This is a genomic window from Corynebacterium sp. HMSC055G02 (assembly GCF_001809065.1).
Taxonomy (GTDB): domain Bacteria; phylum Actinomycetota; class Actinomycetes; order Mycobacteriales; family Mycobacteriaceae; genus Corynebacterium; species Corynebacterium jeikeium_D.
In genome coordinates this window covers 196600-217996 of record NZ_KV795653.1, presented here as the reverse complement: position 1 = coordinate 217996, position 21397 = coordinate 196600, and the positions used below count along the sequence as shown (strand labels likewise).

Sequence of the window (21397 nt, the reverse complement as noted above, 5' to 3'; positions counted from 1 at the left end):
GTTATCCATGATGCAATGACCGCCTGACCCTACCCCACGAAAGTGTCATAAACCTAGTCAGTAAGTGCACGCAGCCGCTTTGATGGATGCACCACCGAAAGCGCCCACAACACATACGCCCCAGACACCGCAGCCGCAAAAGCAGACGCCCCCTTCCCGGCACCGAAAATACCGGGGAGGGGGCGTCGCTGTGATCGTCGTAAAGCGAAGGCCTACTTCGGAGTTACGCCCAAGCCGAGCGACTTGCCTGCGAGCGACTCGCGACGAACAACCAGCTTGTCAGCGATAGCGTTCAGGGCCTCGCCCGCGCCCGAATCCGGCTTGGACAGGACAATCGGGGTGCCCTTGTCGCCGCCTTCGCGTAGCTCTGTGTCCAGCGGCACCTGGCCGAGCAGCTCGACCTTTCCGCCGGTGATCTGGGTAAGACGACGGGCAACGGTCTCGCCGCCACCTGCGCCGAAGACCTCCATCTTGGAGCCGTCCGGCATCTCCATCCAGCTCATGTTCTCGATGACACCGGCGATGCGCTGGCGGGTCTGCAGCGAAATGGTGCCGGCGCGCTCTGCGACCTCGGCGGCGGCCATCTGCGGGGTAGTAACAATCAGCAGCTCAGCGTTCGGCACGAGCTGCGCCACGGAGATGGCGATGTCGCCGGTTCCCGGGGGCAAGTCGAAAAGCAGGACGTCCAGGTCGCCCCAGAACACGTCCGCGAGGAACTGCTGGATAGCGCGGTGCAGCATTGGCCCACGCCAGACAACCGGTGCGTTGTCGTCGACGAAGTGTCCGATAGAAATCAGTGACACGCCGTGCGCTTGCGGAGGCATGATCATGTCGTCGACCTGGTGTGGCTTTTCCTCGGAGCCCATCATGTGTGGGATGGAGTGTCCGTAGACGTCGGCATCGAGGACACCGACAGACAGACCCTTCGCGGCCAGCGCGGCGGCGAGGTTCACGGTCACGGAGGACTTACCGACGCCACCCTTACCGGAGGCGACGGCGAACACGCGGGTGCGGGAGTCCGGCTGGGCGAATGGGATCACCGGCTCGGAGGCGGTGCCGCGGACGGCGTTGCGGAACTCGCGGCGCTGCTCGTCATTCATCACATCGGTGGTGACGGTGACGTTGCCAACGCCCTCGATACCGTTCAGCGCCTCTTCGGTGCGCTCGATGATGGTGTTTTTCATGGGGCAACCGGCAATGGTGAGGTAAATCTCCACGGCCACGTCATTGTTGTCCGCCACCGAGATGGACTTGACCATGCCAATCTCGGTAATCGGGCGACGTACCTCAGGATCTTCGACCTGCGCCAGGGCGGTGCGAACTTCAGCTTCAGTAATCGTAGACATTATGTAGTGAATCTTATCGTGAGACCCCGCAAGACAAAGAACTACTGACAAAATCAGTAGTTTGCCGCTTTACGACGGTCACAGCGACCAACCCTTCCGGCAAGAGCGGTGGCGGTGGAATGGGCGGCGGACCAGTCGGTGGAACAATTGCCAATCGTCTGACGTTGTCCTTGATAGAACGCCTTTTGGCGATAGTTTTAGCAATATTTTTAGCAACTGAGTCACCTTTTACTGTGACAACAACTGCAAGGGAACGGTGAGAGTACCGATGGCAAATGGGGAAGCGGGCAGCGGTTGGGGGAGCGGCCGGGAACAGAGTATGAAGTCCCGGTTGCCTCAGCGCCAGGTGCCCGAGGGGTGGCCGGTGGGCAGTTTCACCAACTACTCCGACGCGCAGGCGGCGGTGGATTCGCTCAGTGATCGCGATGAGTTCCCGGTTTCCGACCTCACCATCGTCGGTGTTGACCTGATGCAGGTGGAGCGCGTGGTCGGCAGGCTGACCTGGCCGAAGGTGCTCGGCGGCGGCGCGCTGTACGGGCTGTGGATGGGCCTGTTCTTCGGCCTGATTCTGGGGCTTTTCCAGGAGGATTGGGTTAGTCCGCTGATTGTTGGCCTCGGTATGGGCGCCATCTTCGGCATCGTGCTGGCCGCAGTTCCGTACGCAATGCAAAACGGCAAGCGGGATTTCTCGAGCACAACGGAGATTGTTGCCCGTCGCTACGACGTCCTGTGCAATCCCCGCAATGCCGAGCGGGCCCGTGACCTGTTGGCGCAGCGGGCGCTCGGTGGGAATCGCGGGTAGGTTGCTGTATCCGTCGTAAAGCGATGCCTGCCAGAAGCAGTACCTACAGCCACTTGTTGCGGCGCAGGACCCACACCAAAAACGCCACGATGGCAAACATGATGGCGAGGACGATGAAGTAGCCGTACTCCCAGTGCAGCTCGGGCATGTGGTCAAAGTTCATGCCGTAGATGCCAGCCAGGGCGGTCGGGACGGCGAGAATAGCCGCATACGCCGAGATAGTACGCATATCCTGGTTCTGCTGCAGCTGGATTTTCACGGCGGCGGCGTCGATGAGGGCGGAGAGTCGTTCGTCGAGTCCGGAGACGAGGTCCGCGGCGGCGAGCTGGTGGTCGAGCACATCGGAAAGGTAACGGCTGACGTCCTTAGGCATGATGTCTTCCCGCAGATTCATCAGGGAGCGCAGCGCCGGTGTCAGCGGATCGATCGCGTGGCGCATCTCCAGGATCTCTCGTTTGAGGATGTAAATGTCCTCAATATCCGAATCCAAGTTCGGCTCGAAGACTTCGTCTTCCATGATCTCCACGCGATCTTCCAGCTGCATCGCGATGCGCAGGTACGCGTCGACGAGGTTGTCCGTCAGCGCCCACAGCACGCCCGCGGGGCCGTAGTCGATGGCGTCGGTGGTGTTCTCCACGCGTGCGCTAATGCGCTGCATATCCGAGCTCGGCATGCCCATGCGAATGGTGATGACGTACTCCGGGCCGATGACAATCATCAGCTGGCCAGAGCGAATGATCTCATTTTCGTCATCCGCGAGACCTTCCGGGGAGTAGTGAATCGAGCGAATTACAAAAACCACGTGATCATCGTGGATCTCAATCTTGGGGCGCTGGCGGTTAGTCAGTGCGTCCTCCACCGTCAGCTCATCCAGTCCGTAAAGCTCGGCGATGGCGTCCATCTGTGTCGCGTTGGGGCGCGACAATGACAGCCACGTGAAGCCCTCACCAAAATTCCGTACTTCGGACAGCCCGGAGAAGTGGTCGTAGGTGCCGGGCAAACGCTTGCCACCGATGTAGACGCCGCAATCGCGCAGGGCATCGCGCACCGCCCTCGACTGTCCTGTTCCTGTGCTTGCCGACGAGCCGTTGGTGCGCGTCACCTTCGAGACAGCCGACTTCGCTGCGGATTTAGCCGCATTCGTCGCCCGAGCGGTTTTACCGGGTTTTGCTGTGGCCGACGGTTTTTGGCTTTGACTGGCCGAGCTAGTTCGCGGATTGCGAGCCTTCGCCGAAGCGCTGATGTTGCGGCTTTTCTCTTCGCCCATTCTGGGTGACCTCACAATCCGTTCGTAGGTTACGCTGGTGTCGATGATTGATTTTAGACGTGCGAACGCCGGGTTCCACTTTCGCATCCGCTCAATGGGGTGCAAGGGTAGCTCCACGGCTACTGCGTGCACTTTTACCGCCCTGGCATTGGTCACTGGGGCGACGGGGTTCGGTCTTGCCGCATGTTCTGATTTGGATCCGCAGATGCCCGTTCCTCCCGAGCAGGAGGCGGTAGTGACTGTCGGGGCAGACCTACGCAACCCTGAGCAAGCAGCTCTTGCGTACGTGTATGCGCAAAGCTTCGAGAGAATAGGGCGGCAAGCGGAGGTCGTCGGCATTCGCAATGCTGACGACCGGTTGCGGGCCGTACGCAATGAAGCGGTCCTGGTCTCCTTCGGATGCACAGGTGAGCTACTCGGCCTGAGCGACCCTGCGTCGGCGGCTTCACTGGCGGAGGAATACGCCGACGACTCCACCCCGGACAAGCAGTTCAGCGGAGAGTGGCGCGACCGCGTGTACGACGCATTTTCGCGGTCGCTGCCGGGCGAAGTAATGGCCACCGACGCGGGCATGGCACAGGGCTGCGCAGATGTGTCAGCTGACAATGCTGGGGCTGACTTGCCGCAATGGCTTGTGCCTTTCTACGTCAAGCCAGCGCTGGACCGAGATGATCGAGTCCGCGTGCTCAATGAAATTGCGGGTTCGCTGAGCACTGAGGACTTAAAGCTGATGACCCGGGCTGTGGCTGGTGGCGCCAGCCCTGAGTTGGTCGCTCAGGAGTGGTTGGATAAGGCGTAGTCGGCGTGGCGGGGGCTAGTTGTGGCGGTATCGGACGTGTATCTGCTGTTGGCTGCCGCCAAGTTTGTTGATTAACCCATGAATGCGGGCTGCAAATGTGAAACTGTGCGAGTTTATGACACTTTCATGCCATTTTTCGGGACATTTTTGTCATAAACGTAGTCAGTAACTCGCATTGAGGACTAAGTAGTAAATGGTGCCGACCCGGTGGCACGCCGACCGGACACGCTTTTTGACTATTCGCCCTTGATGCCTGGCAACGATCGCCCAAGCAACAGGAAAGGGGCTCCAACCGAACGGTTGGAGCCCCTTAGCGTTCACACGCTAACTGGTGAAGACCAGTCAATGAGACCTACTTGAGAGCCTCTTCCAGCAGAGCCTTCTCCTCAATCTGGTGTACCTTAGCCACACCAGTTGCGGTGGAGGACTGTGCACGGCGGGAAACGCGGGTCAGCTTCGGCATATCCGGCAGAACCTCTGGGAGGTTCAGTGCCAGGAACGGCCATGGACCCTGGTTAGCCGGCTCATCCTGAACCCAGCGGACTTCCTCAAGATCCGGGTAGGACTCGAAGATGTCGCGGAGGCGGTTGTGCGGCAGCGGGTGCAGCATCTCCAGGCGAGCGATTGCAAGATCGTCGCGCTTGTCCTTCTTGCGCTTCTTCTCCAGCTCCCAGTAGATCTTGCCGGAGCAGAGCAGCAGGGTCTTGATGCCGGACTTGTCCTTGGACTCGAAGTTCGGGTCATCGATGACCGAGCGGAACTTGTTCGGGTTGGTGAAGTCCTCGACAGCAGACGCTGCCATCTTGTTGCGCAGCATTGACTTCGGCGAGAACACAACCAGCGGACGGTGCAGGTCGGACAGGACGTGGCGACGCAGCAGGTGGAAGTAGTTAGCCGGCTCGGACGGCTGAGCAACGGTGTAGGAGCCCTCGGCTGCGAGCTGCAGGAAGCGCTCGATACGTGCCGAAGAGTGGTCCGGGCCCATGCCCTCGTAGCCGTGCGGCAGCAGCAGGATCAGCTTGGAGGTCTGACCCCACTTGGCCTCGCCGGAGGAAACGTACTGGTCAATGGTGGTCTGAGCGCCGTTGGCGAAGTCACCGAACTGTGCTTCCCAGAACACTGCTGCGTCCGGGTTACCCAGGGTGTAGCCGTACTCGAAGCCCATGCCTGCGTACTCGGTCAGAGCCGAGTTGTAAATCATGAAGCGACCACCGTTCTTGGACTTACCGTAGGCGTCGATCGGGTTGTATTCCGAACCGTCCTCGGAGTCAATCAGAACTGCGTGGCGAGAGGTAAAGGTACCGCGGCGGACATCCTCACCTGCGAAGCGGACGTCGATGCCAGCACCGGTGAAGGAGCCGATTGCCAGCAGCTCGGCCATACCCCAGTCGATGCCACCTTCCTGAGTCATCTCCGCGCGCTTCTTAGCGACCGGCGCAACACGCGGGTGAATCTTGAAGCCCTCAGGGAGGTTGACGTAAGACTGACCAATCTCGACGATTTCAGCCTTGTCGATGCCGGTCTTGAGACCGTGCGGCAGCGGCTGAGAACCGGCGATACCGGTCTGCTCGCCCGGCTTTGCGTCCTGAGCTGCGCGAACCTCGTTGAAGACCGCTTCCATCTGGTCATGGAAGTCTCGGCGTACTGCTTCGTACTCTTCCTCGGAAATGTCACCGCGACCGATGAGGTCCTCGGTGTACTGAGCACGAACGCTTTCCTTCTCGTCGATGATCTTGTACATCAGCGGCTGAGTCATGGACGGGTCATCGGCCTCGTTGTGGCCGCGCTTGCGGTAGCAGACCAGGTCGATGAAGACGTCCTTGCCGTAGCGGTTACGGTACTCAACAGCCAGCTGGCCGACCCAGACGACAGCCTCCGGGTCGTCACCGTTGACGTGGAAGACCGGGCAGCCGTATGCCTTGGCGATGTCGGTTGCGTAGTAGGAGGAACGACCGGAGTCCGGCGAAGTGGTGAAGCCAATCTGATTGTTCACCACGATGTGGACGGTACCGCCGACCTTGTAACCACGCAGGGACATGAGGTTCAGGGTCTCCTGGACAATGCCCAGGCCGGCGAAGGATGCGTCACCGTGCAGCAGCAGCGGCATGACGGAGTAGCCCTCTTCGCCCTTGTTGATCTTGTCCTGGCGTGCACGAGCAAGACCCTCAACGACCGGGTTGACGGCCTCGAGGTGGGACGGGTTCGCAGTCAGGGTGACGTCAATCTCGCCCTCGCCGAACATCTGGATGTGACGGCCAGTAGTACCCAGGTGGTACTTGACGTCACCAGAACCGCCGACCTGTGCCGGGTCGATGTTGCCTTCGAACTCGGTGAAGATCTGGCGCAGTGGCTTGCCGACGATGTTTGCGAGCACATTCAGTCGACCGCGGTGTGGCATACCGATGACGACCTCATCCAGACCAGCACCAGCAGCGGTGTCGATGGCGGAGTCCATCAGCGGAATCAGCGACTCTGCGCCCTCAAGGGAGAAGCGCTTCTGACCGACGTACTTGGTCTGCAGGAAGTTCTCGAATGCCTCTGCGGCGTTTAGCTTCTGCAGGATGTACTTCTGCTCAGCGTGGGACGGCTTTGGCTGGCCGCCCTCAATGCGCTCTTCCAGCCACTCGCGCTCTTCGCGGTCGAGAATGTGAGCGTACTCGGAACCGACCTTGAGGCAGTATGCGTTGCGAAGGCGAGAGAGAACCTCGCGCAGCGTCATCGTCTCCTTGCCGCCGAAACCACCGACGTTGAAGGTACGGTCCAGATCCCACAGGGTCAGACCGTGTTCCTCAATATCGAGGTCAGCGTGGTTCGGAGCAGAAGTATTTGGCTGGTCAGAACGCAGCGGGTCAATGTCAGCCAGCAAGTGACCGCGGGAACGGTAGGCCTCAATCAGACGCATGACGCGGGTGTTCTTGTCAATACCCGTGTTCGGCAGATCCTGCGCCCAACGGATTGGGGTGTAAGGAACATGCATGGTCTGGAAAATGTGGTCCCAGAACTTGTCGTCGACAAGCAGATTGCTCATCGTGCGCAGGAACTCACCGGACTCTGCACCCTGGATGATGCGGTGATCGTAAGTAGAGGTGATGGTCACCAGCTTGCCGATGCCCATCTCTGCCAGACGGTCCGCGGAAGCACCGGCGAACTCAGCCGGGTAATCCATGGAGCCGACACCGATAATCGCGCCCTGCCCCTTGGTAAGGCGCGGGACGGAGTGGCGAGTACCGATACCGCCCGGGTTGGTCAGGGAAATGGTGACGCCCTGGAAGTCCTTACCGGTCAGCTTGCCGTGGCGAGCACGAACGACGATGTCCTCGTAGGCGTCGACGAACTGCTTGAAGGTCAGGGTTTCACACTCGCGGATAGCAGCAACTACGAGCGAACGAGAGCCGTCCTTAGCTGGCATATCAATGGCCAGGCCGAGGTTAATGTGCTCCGGGGTAACCAGAACTGGCTTGCCGTCAACCACCTTGTAGTTGTTGTTCATGTCCGGGTGGAGCATGACAGCCTTCACCATGGCGTAACCAATGATGTGGGTGAAGGAGATCTTGCCGCCGCGAGCGCGTGCCAGATGATTGTTAACCAAGGTGCGGTTTTCAAACATCAGACGTGCCGGCATATCGCGAACCGACGTAGCGGTCGGCATCTCCAGGGAGACATCCATGTTCTTAGCGATAGCTCGTGCGACGCCCTTCAGAGGCTCCTCGCCGGATTCAACAGCCGAAACCTTGGCTGCTGCATCCATTGGGGACTTCTTTGGCTTCGGGGACGCCGGCTTGTTCGGGGTCTTAGTGGGTTCGACCCCCTTGGATTCACGACGTCCGGTTGCCTTAGCTTCCTCCTTCGTGGCTGCTGCTGGCTTTGCCATATTGGAAAGGTCCTCGCCCTTTTGGGACGGGGTGTGGGTTGCGAAGAATTCGCGCCATTCCTGACCCACAGACTGTGGATCCTTCTGGAATTGCTGGTACATCTCGTCGACCAGCCATTCGTTCTGGCCGAAGCTCATGTCGCTGCTCACGGCAGGTACTCGCCTCTTTTCGTCTTAGTTTTACTAACTCACGTTTATTCTAATTAGCGCAAGCGTCAAAGTGTCATTCAAGGATAACGAAAATTCTGAATTACTACACCGTCGCGCTCCCCATATGGTACTTGCTCCAGAGCTCTGCGTATTGGCCACCCGCCGCTAGAAGTTCATCATGGGAGCCGTCTTCGACAATACGCCCGTGGTCAAGTACCAAAATCCGGTTGGCCCGAGCCGCCGTAGCCAGGCGGTGGGCCACAATAATTGCCGAGCGTTGACGCGACGCACGGTCAGTGGCTTCAAGGATTGCCGACTCTGTTGCAGGGTCGAGTGTCGCGGTGGCTTCGTCGAGAAGCAGCAGTTCAGGACGCATCATTTCGGCACGAGCGAGTGCGATGAGCTGACGCTGTCCGGAGGAGAGCCCTCGGCCATCTGGGCCGACGGGGTGGTGGAAGCCACCGGGCAGGCTGGCAATGGTGCTGAGGGCACCGACGTTTTTCGCGGCCTGCTGAATTTCAGCATGACTGCTCTCCGGTAGACCGTAGGAAATATTTGTTGCTACTGTCCCCGAAAACAGGTGTGATTCTTGGGGGACATAGCCGAGGGTGCGTCGCCAATCGTTAAGAGGGAACTCGCGGATGTCAGTTTCGGAGGCTCGCACCACGCCGCCAACTGGGTCGTAGAAACGGGCAAACAACTTAATGATTGTTGATTTTCCGGCGCCGGTGGATCCGACAATTGCGACTGTTTCTCCGGCAGGAATCTGCAAATCGAGAGCATCGAGAACCTGCGGGCGTTCGTGCTCAGAGTCGGCGGCGGGGTAGGAGAAAGCTACCTTGTCTAAGCGCAGGTCGCCAGCAGCTGCGCGGGACGCGCCGTCAGTAGTGCCGTGATCTGGCATGGGGACGGTCTGTAGGAGGTCATCAATGCGATTGAGGCCGACCTTCGCCTGCTGGTAGCCGTCGAAAACATGGGACAGCTGCTGAATCGGGCCAAAGAGCATTCCCAGGTACAGCGTGAAGGCGACGAGTACGCCGGGTGTCGTGGTTCCTGAAGCAACCTGTTGGGCACCGAAAGCCAATACCGCGGCTGTTGCCAACTCAGAGACGAAGTTGATGCCGGGGAAGAATAGAGCCACGGCCAGCTGCGCTCGCTGACGGATTGCGCGGTACTTGTTGGATTCCTCGGCAAAGGAAGATTCGATATCGGCGACGCGGTGGTACATCTGAATCTCGCGAAGCCCACCAATGGTCTCCTGAAAATCAGCGTTGACCAAGGAGAGCTGCTCGCGTGCAGACTTGTATAGGCGCGAGGAGATTCGGCGGAATATCAGGGTGGCCACCACAATGATGGGAAGCGATGCCAACGCCACCGCGGCGAGTGACACCTGTGTGGCAAGCAACAGCGCTGTGACACCGAGCAGAGTAAACGCGGCGATTGCCCCTTCTGCCAGTCCCGTTTGCAGGAAAGAGGAGAGCGCATCGATGTCGGTTGTCATCCTCGTCATGATGGCGCCCGAGCGATTGGCCTCGAAGTAGTTAATGCCAAGCGACTGCAGGTGACGGTAGCAGCGCACACGCAGGGCATAGAGCAGCCGCTCACCAGTGCGCGCAGTAATAACAGCATTTGTGGCTACGGCAATCCAACTGATGAGGACCGTCGCCAAGCCACCTGCGGCGCAGGCCCACAGCACGGCCTCATTGTGCTCACTGATGCCGTGGTCAATGGCGTAGCGCACGAGCATGGGGAACGCCAAATCGGCAACGGCAATGAGGGCGAGCAGCGCGATGACACTTATAAATAGGCCGCGGACATAGGAGAGCAGCCGGCGTAGAGAAAAAAGCTCGGAGTTGTCGAGTGCCGCAGCGGGCACACGCGGTTTTTCGGTAGCGGGTGGGAGGTTTCGCACACGCTCGAGAAGCTCAGGCGTCGCAGGAGCATTGGCGAGAGCCGCCCCCATGCCACCACGACCGCCGCCGCGGCCACCTGGGCCACCGGGTCCACCTGGACCGCCTGGACCTCCTCCGGCTCGGCCAACCCCGCGGCTCATTTGAGAAGTGGCACCTCCGGGAAGCCGCGCAGCGGTGTCTGGCGTGGAGTTGTCGGAGGTTGGCGCGGATTCGTCGGGCCAGAGTTCCTCGGGGCTGGGGTCTTCGCTGTCGATGGGGTCGAGAACAAGGTTTTCGATTTCGGGGTAGGCGCTCTGGTCGATGTCCATCAGCTCGGTGAAGCGCGGATGAGAAGTAATCAGTTCGGCCTTGGTGCCAATGCCGGTGATGGCACCGTCTTCGAAAATGGCGATGTGGTCCGCCTGCTCGAGAGTGGAAGATCGATGCGCCACGATGACGATAGTCGTTTCCGCCAGCTGCGAGGTCAGCGCGTTGAAGATTTCTAACTCTGTTGCAGCATCGATTGCTGAGGTCGCGTCGTCGAGAACCAAAACTCGAGGACGGGCGAGGAATGCCCGTGCTAACGCGACGCGTTGAGCTTGTCCGCCGGAGAGATTATGCCCGCGCTCGCCGATGGCTGTGTCCCACCCCTGAGGCAGGTCGTCGACGAAGTTGACCTGGGCGGCGGTCGCTGCGGCGACAATCTCTTCCTGGGACGCCGCGGGATTGGCGAATGCGATGTTCTCACGCAATGTGCCCGCAAATAGATAAGGAGTGTCCGGAACGACAGTAATAGCGTCATATACGTCGCTGGAGAGAATGCGCGCGGTATCTGTGGATGTGCCGTGGCTGGGCGCATCGATAGTGATAGTTCCCGAATCCGGCAGATAGTGACGGCCGAGCAACTCCGTGGCGATAGTCTTTCCGGACCCCGGTGGGCCAATCAACGCTAAGGTCGCCCCTGGTGCGACGGAGAATGAGACATCGTCGATAAGCGTGCGTCCGCCACGGCTGTGGGTGACGCGGTTGAAGCTGATGCCAACGGGGCCGTCGGGGAGGGGGAGCGCGTCGGTGGGTTCGGGGTTGTCTGGTCGGGCGTCGATGACATCGGAAATGCGGTCGATGCTTGCCGACGTCAGCTGTATCGAGATGACCATGTTGGAGACCAGACGCGACAGGGCAGTCAGGCTGGTGAGATACGTGGCAAAAGCCACGAATGTGCCTAGGGTGATGTGTCCGTTAATCGCGAGCCAGCCACCGACCGCGATATTTCCGACGAGGGACAGTTGCGGCAACGACTGCAGCGCCGGTTGGAATCGAGCGCTGAGTTTTGCCGCTCGCAGGCGTAGGGAAAAGAGCAGCGACGAGTTACGCTCCATCTTCGCAACTTCGTTGTCACCCTGCGCAAACGCCTTGACAACGCGGATGCCGGAAACGGTTTCCTCGACTTGTCCGGCGATCTCGCCTGCTTGCTGTTGGGCAGCCCAGGTTGCGGCATGGAGTTTGTCACGCGAATTCACCGCAATGTAGACAATCGCTGGCACGACGGCGAGGCCGACCAGTGTCAGGGGCAGCGAGAGGGCGAGCATGATGCCGATAGTGATGAACAGCTTGACGACGGATCCCAGTGTCAACGGCAACATCGCCAGTAGTCCGGACACTGCCTGGAGGTCGGAAATTGACCGTGACACGACCTGGCCGGTGTTGACTCGGTCTTGTGCTGGACCATCGAGGTTTTGTAGGGAGCGAAGGATCTTTAGTCGCAGGTCGTGCTGAACATCAATGGAGAGTTTGCCGGAGAAGAATCTGCGCCCCACCTGGGCGACGAAGCGTACTAACGCGATGGCCAGAAAGACGGAAATGACTGCCTGCAGGGGAGTTAGGGAAGGCAGTAGGCGCGCGGGGACACCGCCATCGGAAGAGCCCGTTGCCACATCAATGGCATCTCTAGTGAGAAGCGGAAGTACGGACTCCAGCCCGACAACGATTAGCGCTGCAACAATGACACCATAGAGCGGTAGTGGCCTGTGAAGAGACTGTTTCCACAAGAACTTCATGGGAGAGGTTCTGAGGGGTTTGCTCTGGGCCATGGTGGGTACCGCTCTTCCATTGAAAAACGTCGCTGAAGGGTAATCGGGGTAAGAGGAACTACTTATTCTTCTTTTTCTTCGGCCACTTCAGCGCCGAGGGAATAGAGAACCTCGATGACTTTGAGTCCTTCTTCGAGTCCTCCGAGGTGTTGGATTTAGCCGGTAGCTTTCGTTCAAAGTCCGACCAATCCTGGGGAAGCGGGCCCAGAGATGCGCGAGTGGAGCTGATAAGAATGCCACCGAGCTTGCGGTTGGCGGAGGCCCCAACCACGGCGCCAATTCCAAATGGCAAAATCTTACCGATGATGGCCAGGCGAGCGTTCTTCATCAAGCGCTTGCGTGCCTCGCGAATCAGCAGGCGGTTTGCTGCACCCAGCTGCGGAACGCCAAGCCGTGGCAGTAGAGAATTTACGGAAGTTTTGGTCTGCTTCCGCAGCGATTCCTCGCCAAGCAGAGAGGCCATAATAGCTGTCCCCTCAGAGCCGCTCATGGCCGCAAGAATCAGCGTGCGACGGCGTTGCGGATCGGTGATGTCAATATTGCGCAGGGTTGCTGAGGCCAGTGTGTACCAGGCTGATGCTTCCAGGAACAGCAGCGATTCACCGGTAACCGCAGCCAAGCCCGTAATCATGCCGACGCCGGGAAGAACCGCACTGCCGCCGGCGGCACCACCGGTGCCGGTGACCAGGTTGAGGTAGTGGGAATCAATACGTTCTTGTACCTGCGCCGGAGTTTCATCTTTTTTGCGCTTGTGCAGGGAACTGACGTACCCGGTGATGGCAGACGACTGCCAGCTCATGGTCTTATCCAGGGTTTGGATAAGAAGGGTTCCCAGTTTTCCGGCATCACGTTCGATCGCTTCGGGGGTTGAGTTCACCGCATCAGTTACTGTGCGAGTTGAATCCTTCTTCGTCTTTTGGAACAAAGTAGTAGACCTCCTAAACGGGTCCGTTGAGAGCCATATGCCCATATAAACACTACTGAGCTGTGGGGAAATTCCGTAGTCGGTGGAAAAATAGACAGGTGTACGGCGATTAACACAGTCGATAGAAGGATGAGACTGGTGAACGATGTCACGCGGGGTGCCGCATTGCCTCCCGAGTACTCCCAGCTTTTGGCGGACTTTCCTCGGTTTTCCGCAGATGTCACGCCTCACGACGGCGCTGCGGAGTGGCACCTTTCTACCGAAGCTGTAGCCGCCGGAATTGAGGCTGGGAGAAAGCTGTTTCCCATGCCCGAGGTTGAGGTGGATACCCGTTTCCAGGCCCAGTTGTGGTGGTGGTCCATGTGCGGAGCATTGGTAGGGCCATCGCTGGCATGCGTGTTGGTGTCCGATCGAGTTCCAGTGTGGCAGTGGTCTTCTTGGCTCACATTTCTTCGAGATGACTATTGGGTTGGGTTCCAAGCTCAACAGTTTGAAAGCATTTCCGCTGAGGATGCGGATGAGCTGAAGGATTCCGGCGAAGCACTGGCTCATTTCTTGGAGCCGTTGGCTCAGGTTGTTGGAGAAGTCGGGGAAATCAAGCCTGCCCCTCTTTGGGCCGTGGCTGCCGATGCCGTAGCTAACGCCGCAATATCCGCCGGTAATGAGCTGATGGAGCCCTGGCGTGGAGCGCTTATTGGCAAACATGTCGTTGAGGGAATACAGCGAGTACATCGGGTCCCTCTTCCTCGTTTCATGGATTCCTGCGGAGGCGAGGTGCGCCCCTGGGATGAAGCCGCTGCTGAATCGGGAGAAGAACCGGACTTCGATGTAGTTACTCACCTGGAGAGGGCTACTTGCTGCATGATTTATCACAGCCCAGATGCCGATCTGTGTGTCTCCTGTCCAAAACGTTCTCGTGAGGAACGCCATCAACTCTGGGCACGCTACTGAGCGCTCTGTTTTCGAGAATCGACAGCTGGCGGCCTGCTCCTCAACCGACCGCGTTGGCGGCTTTGCAGCAGCACGCACGCTGCCGGCGCGATCTTTCGCAGCAATTGCCGGGGGCATGAGCCACCCCATGATTGCGCGTTTGTCGCTACGATTGGCTGCGGGTAGAGGCCAATTATCTTTCAAGGGAGGATTCCACCCATGAGCTTTTTCGAGCAGATTGCTGCGGCACTGGACCGCGAGGGCATTGAAAGCCGTGTCAACGATGACACCCTCTTCGTTCCCATTACCTCTGACCTGGAGGTTCAGTTCGTCACCATTGATGAGGACATCCCGGCTGCCGAAGTTTACGTAGCCGCTGCCGATGTGGATGATGAGGACGACGAGTTCGAAGCTGTTCTGGTCTCCGCTGTATTCTCCGTCGAAGACGCCGTCGCGGCAGTCGCCCACCATGTAGCTACTGACCAGGTTGTTGGCCTGCTGCGCACTCTGCTCGATGGTGATGATGACCGCATTGCTGACCTGGAGTTTGAACAGGACCCCGAAGAGGCAACCTTGGTCACCTCCGAAGTTGGTACCTCCTCGTTGGTCCAGGTTTTGGTAACTGCCCACAACAACGAGCCCAGCGCACACGTCCGCTTCATCTCCCAGGACGCGAACTTGGACGACATTGTCGACCAGGCCATCGCAGAGTTCTGGGACTCGGACACCGAAACGGTTCTCACCGATGATGACCGTCGCAAGATGTTCGCTGACCTCTACTCTGACATCCAGACCTTGCGCAATGAGGTTCTGACGCTGGGCACCTTCAAGGACTTTGACAAGCTGATGGATGTCCTTGCGCTCGTGGTAGACCGCGCAGAGGAATGGGAAGATCAGCTGGCACCCGTCGATGACGGGTACGCGGAGTATATCTACTCTGATCACGTTGCCTCCTTGGACGGGGATGACGACGATGATGACCTCTATGACGATGGCGACTATGACGACGAGGACGACGAAGAAGGCGACGACAGCGAGTAGCCGTACTGTGGCAGCACTGTGACCAGTGCTAAGCCGCTGATGGGCGAGAAGAAAAGAGCTCGTTAGGACACGGCAGTGGCCGCGCGCCCCTGGTGCCAATCCAGCTATAACGGCGCCCGGGGAGTGCGAGGTCAGTGCCGTTTTCGTGTATCTTGCTGCAGTCCTGCGCACGATGGAGAGCCTCAGCCACAGCCCGAGTACGTCGGCGGTTTTCTTCCCGCGTCCGATTCGAACCGCCAATTCCGCGGAGGACTACCTCCGATGAGGATGCCACCTTGACGGAAACGGAGTACATGAACATGGGCTCATCCTTCAGGATGAAGTATTCCGCGTGCACGTCGGCAAGCTGAGAGACCAGTGCGCGAGGAAGCGCTATCCGCGACGCGCGGACGGTGACCACAGGCCCGTCGGGAAGCGAAAAGGTGTGATCTAGCGCGCCGGGCGAATGCCTACGGGCGATGGTGGGGTGGCAGAGGATTGTGCGGATGAGGTCGAGGTCTTCGAAACATTCTGCACGGTAGGTAGCGGATAGTGGGGGAAGAGCTAGGCGGCGATGAATGGGAAACTCGTCTGCTGTGTTCATGGCTCACAAGTTATCGAACACCCCGGACTCGCATTTTCGAACATATAGAACTAATGTTCGAGATATGTTTAGCATCAATTGGCTACCCAAGTGGGGGTAGTCAATTGGCTAGGTGCCTGGTGTTATTGCAGGGACATGTGGGGTTGTGGAAACGATTCGATAACGACTTTTGTAAAAGTCCAAGAGTCTGAGAAAACGCTATTTCTGGGGGTGGGGTGGTGGATTAGTGTGGGGGATGGTCCTAAAGGAAAACTAAAAATTTGAAAGATTCGTCTCAATGAAGCACGCAAGAAGTCGAATGGCGGTATCGGCTTTCGCAGCACTTTTGTCCTTAGCAGCCCCGGTCGCGGCACATGCTGTCGTGGTTGGTCCGGGTGACCCGATTCGAACTCCCATGGAGGGAAGCCCGTGGGATGGGCACCGAAATGTCAACTCGCCGATGTGTTCGGCGGGTGTTCCGGGAGCGGTGACGGACCGCAATGGGGAAAAGCATCGGGTCATGTTGACCGCAGGGCACTGTGTGAATGATGCTCCGGATGTGGGGCTGCCAATCGTTACCGGTGAGGTGTATGTGCCAACCACCGAAGGCGATAAGCGCATTGGTACGACAGGTGCTCACCGTTGGGAAGTGCCGCAGGAAGATGCCGGACTGGAGTCGTTGCCGGCGGCCTTTAATGGTGCAGACTATGGAGTAATCAACCTTGATCCAGACGTAGAAACTACCGGCGCAAGTTACTCCATCGATGAAAATGGTCAGAGCTACGGGGAGCCTGTAGCGATGACTGGCATTCAAGACAATGAAGATCTGCCGCGTGGCGAGGTCTCCTTCGATAATTTTGGCAAACCTATCTGTAAGGACGGCATGCGTACCGGACGTGCCTGTGGCTATCAGGTATTCCGGGCTCGAAACGGCATTTGGACGGTTGGTATCGGCGTTGACCACGGTGACTCGGGCGGAAATGCCTACGATCCGACCACAAATGAAGTTATTGGCGTGAATTCGATGACCTTCGGTCCGGTCTCGCGTGTGATGCCCGCGGATATTGCCATCCAGGAGGCCTACGGCATTCCCGACGGTCAAGTAAACGACCACTTCGAGGTATCGGATTCCACGGCTCAGCGCGACTCCACCTATCGCACCCTCAACGAGGATATGGCGGCGGATCAGGAGTACGCCCGGACGCAGAATTCGCAGGGTTCTCAGGAAGGTTCTGTACCGCAGTTAACTGATCTTGTGGACCAGTTGCCGCAGTCGCCGCAACTGCCTGAGCTGCCACAATCGCCCCAATTGCCACAATCGTCACAGCCGTTTGAGCTGCCTCAGTTGGCAGAAATTCAGCTTCCAAGCTTTGAGGGCTAGCACCAGTCTGAGAATCTGACAAAAATCACCCCCGAACCGTTAAGAGAGCCAGAATCATCCAAGGCGGATGGTTCTGGCTCTTGCATTGCTGTTGAACAAACTTTTTGATGCGTAATGCGCGTGCCGTGAAGGCGATTGAACGGTTCCTCGACTGAGAATTTCACCCTAGGTTCCATTTTTGGAGAGCTTTGTAAAGGTGTCCCTAATACACTGAGAGGGACAAGTTTTCTGTACAGAAATGGAGTAGCGCACACTATGGTCAGTTCGAAGAAGGTCGCCACACTTACGGCTGCACTGTCGGTAGCTGCAGGTGGCTTTGTGCCCGGAATCGCGGTAGCTGAGGCTGCACCGGCAAACTCGGATGTTGTCATCGGCCCGGGCTCGCCGTTGCGAATGCCGTTCCCGAGCAGCAAGAACATCGATGGACGTCATGTTCAGTCCCCGATGTGCTCTCTGGGAGTTCCTGGCACCGTTGTGGATCAGAATGGCGTTTCGCATCGTGTCATCATGACTGCCGGCCACTGTGTTGTGGCGAAGGATACTGAAACCGGCGAAGAGGTCACCGGCCAGTTCTTCATCCCAACCAAGGATGGCGACAAGCTGGTCAACAAGGACTACATGGGCACCGATGTCATGCCGGAAGAGGGTGACTTCGACGAAAACACCACTATGCCGGAGTTCTTCAACGACCTCTTCAATAGCGGTGACTACGGCATCATTGAGGTTCAGGACGACATCAAGACCACCTCTATGTCCCACTCTGTTGATGAGTTCGGCAACGTCCACGGCGAGCCGGTTCAGATCGTCGGTATCGAGGACAAGCGCACTCTCGAGCCGATGGAGATTTCCTTCGACAACCTCGGTGAGCCCGTGTGCACCGACGGTTCCCGTACCGGCCGTGGCTGCGGCTTCCAGGTCTTCCGAGTCCGCAATGGTGTCTGGGCTATCGCTCCGATTGACCACGGCGATTCGGGCGGAAACGCTTTCAACCCGGAGACTCGCGAGGCCATTGGCGTTAACTCCATGGGCATCGGCCCGCTGAGTCGCTTCCAGCCGATTGACGTTGCTCTTGAAGAGCAGTACGACATCCCGGACGGCCAGGTCAACGAGCGCTTCAAGGTAGAGACCTCCACTGAACCGCAGTCCGAGTTCCGCACGATTGACGAGGACTCCCAGTACACCAAGCAGCACGTCCCACAGGAAGAGCCGGAGCTGGGCCCGATTGGCGAGCTGCTCCCAGAGGGCGTCGAGGTCCCGCCGGAGATTGCCGACATCATCTCGGAGAGCCCGTCTCTCCCGGAGCTGCCGATTCCGGAGCTGTCGGGTGCGACCGCTCAGGCAACGCAGTCTGTCAGCAACATTTCCTCGCAGGCGAACCTGCCGAGCCTGTTCTAATCAGGTCACCGCAGTCTCGTAGATAGGGCGTTCGCTTTACGACGCTCCGTTCAACCCCCTATTCCGCCACAGTGGCGGGGTAGGGGTTTGGCTTTCGTATTTTGGTCGCAAAATTATATAAGCTAAACGCACCAGCATACGAAAAGAGATATGCAGGAATCGAGTGATGGGACATTTTTTGCTATGAAGAGCTTTTCGACTGAGCTAGGCTATGACGATTCTGATGTGGAGTCAGTTGTAAACTACGCCGAAAAGATAGTCGGAAAATCTCTTCGAGAGGCACTTGGTGTCGAGGATTTGGATGATCCGAGGGTAAAGCGAGGGGCATTCGGTTCCGCGTTAGAGACACTCTATTTCAAGATTCCGGCTAACAGTAATGCAGAAGCAGACTTTACAAAAATAGGCGTCGAACTAAAAAGTACGCCGATGAAATTGACTAAAAAAGGTGATTATTCCGCAAAGGAACGTCTTGTCCTTTCGATGATTGACTACTTTTCACTCCCTGAGGAACAGTGGGTTGAGTCGCATCTGCTGGCCAAGATTAGCCGCATGCTATTAGTGGCATACCTTTTTGAAAAGGATAAGAATCCTGTCGATTACCAGGTTCTTCTCGCGAAGCTTTGGGAACTGTCGCAGGATGACATTGTCCAGCTTCGCAGTGACTGGGAATTGATTCAGGAGAAGGTCCGACGAGGACAAGCGCACACCATTTCATCTGGTGACACGATGTACCTGGAAGCCTGTACTAAGGCAGCGAATAGCACGATTACGCGGAAGCAGCCATTCTCGGATGAGCCGGCGAAGCCTCGGGCATGGGCCTTTAAGCGGAGTTATATTGATGTCATTCTCAACGGCATGCTTAATGCTCAAGAGATTGAACGAAAGCAATCAGAAGCAGATATGGATTTGCTTGGGCTGGTAAAGAAGCGATTCGCGCCGTATATGAATCGTACCCTTACTAGCTTGGCTGAAGGCTTGGGTTACAGTAACACCCGCCTTCCTAAGCATATTGGCAGTCTTATTGTTAAGAGTATTCTCGGTGTGGACAAGGAATCTGAAATTGCTGAGTTTGTAAAAGCTGGGATCGTCCCTAAGGTTATCCGTTTGAAGAGAAATGGAAAGCCCAAGGAATCCCTATCTTTTCCAAGGTTTTCCTACCGTGATTTGGTGGAGCAAGATTTCGAGCAAAGCGAGTTCAGTGAGCAGTTGGCGCAGAAGTACCTTTTTGTTGTCTTCTGCGAAGATGAGTCGAATCTTGGAGAGTTTCGACTAGCGGACGTACTGTTTTGGCAGATGCCTGACTCTGACTTGGTAGAGGCACGTGCATGTTACGACCTGATGCGGGAGCGTGTAATCGACGGGCGCGCTAGCGAGTCGGTTAAGAGTACGGAGAACCGTTGCTGTCACGTTCGGCCGAAGGCTCGAAACAAGGCAGATACAGCTGTTACTCCGCGAGGTGAAACTGTGGTCAAAAAGTCCTTTTGGTTGAACGCGGGGTACGTGGGTGATGAGATCAGTCGGGTTCTAAATTCCTAGAGATTTAGAAATAGTGTTCGAATAAGGCGGCGGTTTTGGTTAACTATCGGCCAGTTTGATCCGGCCTCTGTGTCATGGTTAGAATCACTCTGACGTATCAGAACACAGTAGCGATTGGAGAAACGTGTCTGATAAAACCATTCGCGTAGCCGAATTGTTCGCGGGAGTAGGTGGCTTTCGCCTCGGCTTAGACGGCTATCAGGATCAAAGCGACGGTATAGCATCTCTTCCGGCGGCAGGACCATTTGAGACCGTGTGGGCTAACCAGTGGGAACCACCAGGAACTCCAGCTCGCCAGTTTGCATGGCGCTGTTATGTAAACAGGTTCGGGGAGAACAGCTGTGTGAATGAAGACATCAACGTTGTTCTCGACAATGCGGAAGCCGGGCTGTTCGAAATTCCCGATGTAGACATGGTTGTGGGAGGGTTTCCGTGCCAGGACTACTCAGTTGCCAAACCGCTATCGCAAGCAGGTGGGATTGAAGGGAAAAAAGGTGTCCTCTGGTGGGATATCTACAGGTTCCTTAAGCTAAAGAGCCCCAAGTATGTCTTGTTGGAAAACGTTGATCGATTGCTGAAGAGCCCTGCTACTCAGCGAGGTCGCGACTTTGCAATTATGTTGTCGTGCTTCGGTGACCTCGGCTACTCCGTCGAGTGGAGGGTGATTAATAGTGCTGAGTATGGTTTTCCGCAGCGACGTAAGCGGGTCTACATCTATGCAGTTAAGAATCCCGGCACCTGGGAATTAGAGCAGCGCGCTAAGGATGGCATCATGGCCGCGGCTTTACCAATTGAGGAACCTCTGCATTTCACAGAAGTTGTGATTCCAGAGGATCCATATGAAGCAACAAAGACGTTTTCACTAGGTGCCAAGAAGTCTCCATTCGAAACTGGAGGCATAATGCAGAACTTCAAGGCGCTGACATTTTCTGTGGTTGAGTCCTATGATGGGCCTCGACAAGTTCTTGGGGATGTCCTTGTTGATGAGTCTGCTGTTCCAGATTCTTTCGTTATTCACGCGGATGAAGTTCATAAGTGGGAGTATCTGAAGGGTTCAAAGCGCGAAGAACGAGTCAATAAAAAGACTGGTTTTACGTATTTGTACAGTGAGGGGAGTATGTCCTTCCCGGACTCGACGGAAAAGCCCTCCCGAACGATTTTGACTGGTGAAGGCGGAAAATCGGCCTCCCGTTTCAAGCATGTGGTTAAGGTGGATGGAAGACTGCGTCGTCTAGTTCCAGATGAACTGGATGCTCTGCAAGGATTCCCTAAGGGATGGACGGACACAGGAATGACCGACGGCCATCGTGCCTTTTGCATGGGTAATGCACTAGTAGTTGGAATTCCTCATTTGATTGGCAAAGAGTTGGCCCGGCGAATTGAAAGTGAAATGGGCGACTCTGACTAGAG

General features: G+C 57.3%; 14 protein-coding genes. 8 read left to right on the top strand and 6 right to left on the bottom strand.

The genetic code is table 11. The features are described from left to right. Positions 1 to 212: 212 nt before the first annotated feature. Positions 213 to 1346: an Mrp/NBP35 family ATP-binding protein gene (locus HMPREF2547_RS06035; RefSeq protein WP_049193006.1), complete on the bottom strand. Its 1134-nt coding sequence runs from the start codon at positions 1344 to 1346 to the stop codon at positions 213 to 215. A gap of 319 nt (positions 1347 to 1665) precedes the next feature. Between HMPREF2547_RS06035 and HMPREF2547_RS06030 the strand changes: the two genes are divergently transcribed. Then, the gene (locus tag HMPREF2547_RS06030; RefSeq protein WP_042388577.1) at positions 1666 to 2148 is read left to right on the top strand and encodes a YflT domain-containing protein; all 483 of its coding nucleotides are present in this window, start codon (positions 1666 to 1668) and stop codon (positions 2146 to 2148) included. Positions 2149 to 2191: 43 nt separating this feature from the next. Here the strand turns inward: HMPREF2547_RS06030 and HMPREF2547_RS06025 are convergent, their stop codons facing one another. Beyond that, entirely contained in the window at positions 2192 to 3415 is a 1224-nt protein-coding gene (locus tag HMPREF2547_RS06025) for a magnesium and cobalt transport protein CorA (RefSeq protein WP_070605127.1), read from the bottom strand. A gap of 43 nt (positions 3416 to 3458) precedes the next feature. Here HMPREF2547_RS06025 and HMPREF2547_RS06020 point away from each other — a divergent pair, with 43 nt between their 5' ends. After that, on the top strand, positions 3459 to 4214 hold the full coding sequence (locus HMPREF2547_RS06020) for a type 2 periplasmic-binding domain-containing protein (protein WP_016422416.1): 756 nt from the start codon (positions 3459 to 3461) through the stop codon (positions 4212 to 4214). A gap of 352 nt (positions 4215 to 4566) precedes the next feature. Here the strand turns inward: HMPREF2547_RS06020 and HMPREF2547_RS06015 are convergent, their stop codons facing one another. The 3 genes from HMPREF2547_RS06015 to HMPREF2547_RS06005 form a co-directional block, all read right to left on the bottom strand. Further along, the gene (locus tag HMPREF2547_RS06015; protein ID WP_070605123.1) at positions 4567 to 8235 is read right to left on the bottom strand and encodes a multifunctional oxoglutarate decarboxylase/oxoglutarate dehydrogenase thiamine pyrophosphate-binding subunit/dihydrolipoyllysine-residue succinyltransferase subunit; all 3669 of its coding nucleotides are present in this window, start codon (positions 8233 to 8235) and stop codon (positions 4567 to 4569) included. Between the two features lie 103 nt (positions 8236 to 8338). Continuing rightward, the gene (locus HMPREF2547_RS06010) at positions 8339 to 12184 is read right to left on the bottom strand and encodes an ABC transporter ATP-binding protein (protein ID WP_168161658.1); all 3846 of its coding nucleotides are present in this window, start codon (positions 12182 to 12184) and stop codon (positions 8339 to 8341) included. A 91-nt stretch (positions 12185 to 12275) separates the two neighbouring features. Further along, complete coding sequence (locus tag HMPREF2547_RS06005; RefSeq protein WP_224783718.1) at positions 12276 to 13094, bottom strand: hypothetical protein; 819 nt, start codon at positions 13092 to 13094, stop codon at positions 12276 to 12278. A gap of 186 nt (positions 13095 to 13280) precedes the next feature. On the opposite strand from HMPREF2547_RS06005, the gene HMPREF2547_RS06000 reads away from it, so the two are divergent. Beyond that, positions 13281 to 14093: a (2Fe-2S)-binding protein gene (locus tag HMPREF2547_RS06000; RefSeq protein ID WP_049172126.1), complete on the top strand. Its 813-nt coding sequence runs from the start codon at positions 13281 to 13283 to the stop codon at positions 14091 to 14093. A gap of 198 nt (positions 14094 to 14291) precedes the next feature. Beyond that, positions 14292 to 15113, top strand: a complete 822-nt coding sequence (locus HMPREF2547_RS05995; RefSeq protein WP_070605117.1) for a hypothetical protein — start codon at positions 14292 to 14294, stop codon at positions 15111 to 15113. Between the two features lie 28 nt (positions 15114 to 15141). Here the strand turns inward: HMPREF2547_RS05995 and HMPREF2547_RS05990 are convergent, their stop codons facing one another. Continuing rightward, positions 15142 to 15696 (bottom strand): hypothetical protein, encoded by a 555-nt coding sequence (locus tag HMPREF2547_RS05990; protein WP_070429349.1) that lies wholly within the window; start codon positions 15694 to 15696, stop codon positions 15142 to 15144. A gap of 298 nt (positions 15697 to 15994) precedes the next feature. Here HMPREF2547_RS05990 and HMPREF2547_RS05985 point away from each other — a divergent pair, with 298 nt between their 5' ends. The 4 genes from HMPREF2547_RS05985 to dcm all read left to right on the top strand — a co-directional run bounded on the left by HMPREF2547_RS05985 (position 15995) and on the right by dcm (position 21395). Then, positions 15995 to 17056: a chymotrypsin family serine protease gene (locus HMPREF2547_RS05985; RefSeq protein WP_070546812.1), complete on the top strand. Its 1062-nt coding sequence runs from the start codon at positions 15995 to 15997 to the stop codon at positions 17054 to 17056. Positions 17057 to 17311: 255 nt separating this feature from the next. Beyond that, positions 17312 to 18451: a trypsin-like serine protease gene (locus HMPREF2547_RS05980; RefSeq protein WP_242451381.1), complete on the top strand. Its 1140-nt coding sequence runs from the start codon at positions 17312 to 17314 to the stop codon at positions 18449 to 18451. Positions 18452 to 18601: 150 nt separating this feature from the next. Beyond that, complete coding sequence (locus HMPREF2547_RS05975) at positions 18602 to 19987, top strand: Sau3AI family type II restriction endonuclease (RefSeq protein ID WP_069358841.1); 1386 nt, start codon at positions 18602 to 18604, stop codon at positions 19985 to 19987. Positions 19988 to 20111: 124 nt separating this feature from the next. Next, positions 20112 to 21395, top strand: coding sequence for a DNA (cytosine-5-)-methyltransferase (dcm, locus tag HMPREF2547_RS05970; RefSeq protein ID WP_069358840.1), 1284 nt, complete (start codon positions 20112 to 20114; stop codon positions 21393 to 21395). Positions 21396 to 21397 lie beyond the last annotated feature (2 nt).

Excerpts from the sequence above, each read along its gene's own strand:
- HMPREF2547_RS05995 (WP_070605117.1), top strand. The coding sequence starts at position 14,292 with ATGAGCTTTTTCGAGCAGATTGCTGCGGCACTGGACCGCGAGGGCATT.
- HMPREF2547_RS05975 (WP_069358841.1), top strand. The coding sequence starts at position 18,602 with ATGCAGGAATCGAGTGATGGGACATTTTTTGCTATGAAGAGCTTTTCG.
- HMPREF2547_RS06035 (WP_049193006.1), bottom strand. The coding sequence starts at position 1,346 with ATGTCTACGATTACTGAAGCTGAAGTTCGCACCGCCCTGGCGCAGGTC.
- HMPREF2547_RS06030 (WP_042388577.1), top strand. The coding sequence starts at position 1,666 with ATGAAGTCCCGGTTGCCTCAGCGCCAGGTGCCCGAGGGGTGGCCGGTG.
- HMPREF2547_RS05980 (WP_242451381.1), top strand. The coding sequence starts at position 17,312 with ATGGTCAGTTCGAAGAAGGTCGCCACACTTACGGCTGCACTGTCGGTA.
- HMPREF2547_RS06010 (WP_168161658.1), bottom strand. The coding sequence starts at position 12,184 with ATGAAGTTCTTGTGGAAACAGTCTCTTCACAGGCCACTACCGCTCTAT.
- HMPREF2547_RS06020 (WP_016422416.1), top strand. The coding sequence starts at position 3,459 with ATGATTGATTTTAGACGTGCGAACGCCGGGTTCCACTTTCGCATCCGC.
- HMPREF2547_RS06025 (WP_070605127.1), bottom strand. The coding sequence starts at position 3,415 with ATGGGCGAAGAGAAAAGCCGCAACATCAGCGCTTCGGCGAAGGCTCGC.
- HMPREF2547_RS05985 (WP_070546812.1), top strand. The coding sequence starts at position 15,995 with ATGGCGGTATCGGCTTTCGCAGCACTTTTGTCCTTAGCAGCCCCGGTC.
- HMPREF2547_RS05990 (WP_070429349.1), bottom strand. The coding sequence starts at position 15,696 with ATGAACACAGCAGACGAGTTTCCCATTCATCGCCGCCTAGCTCTTCCC.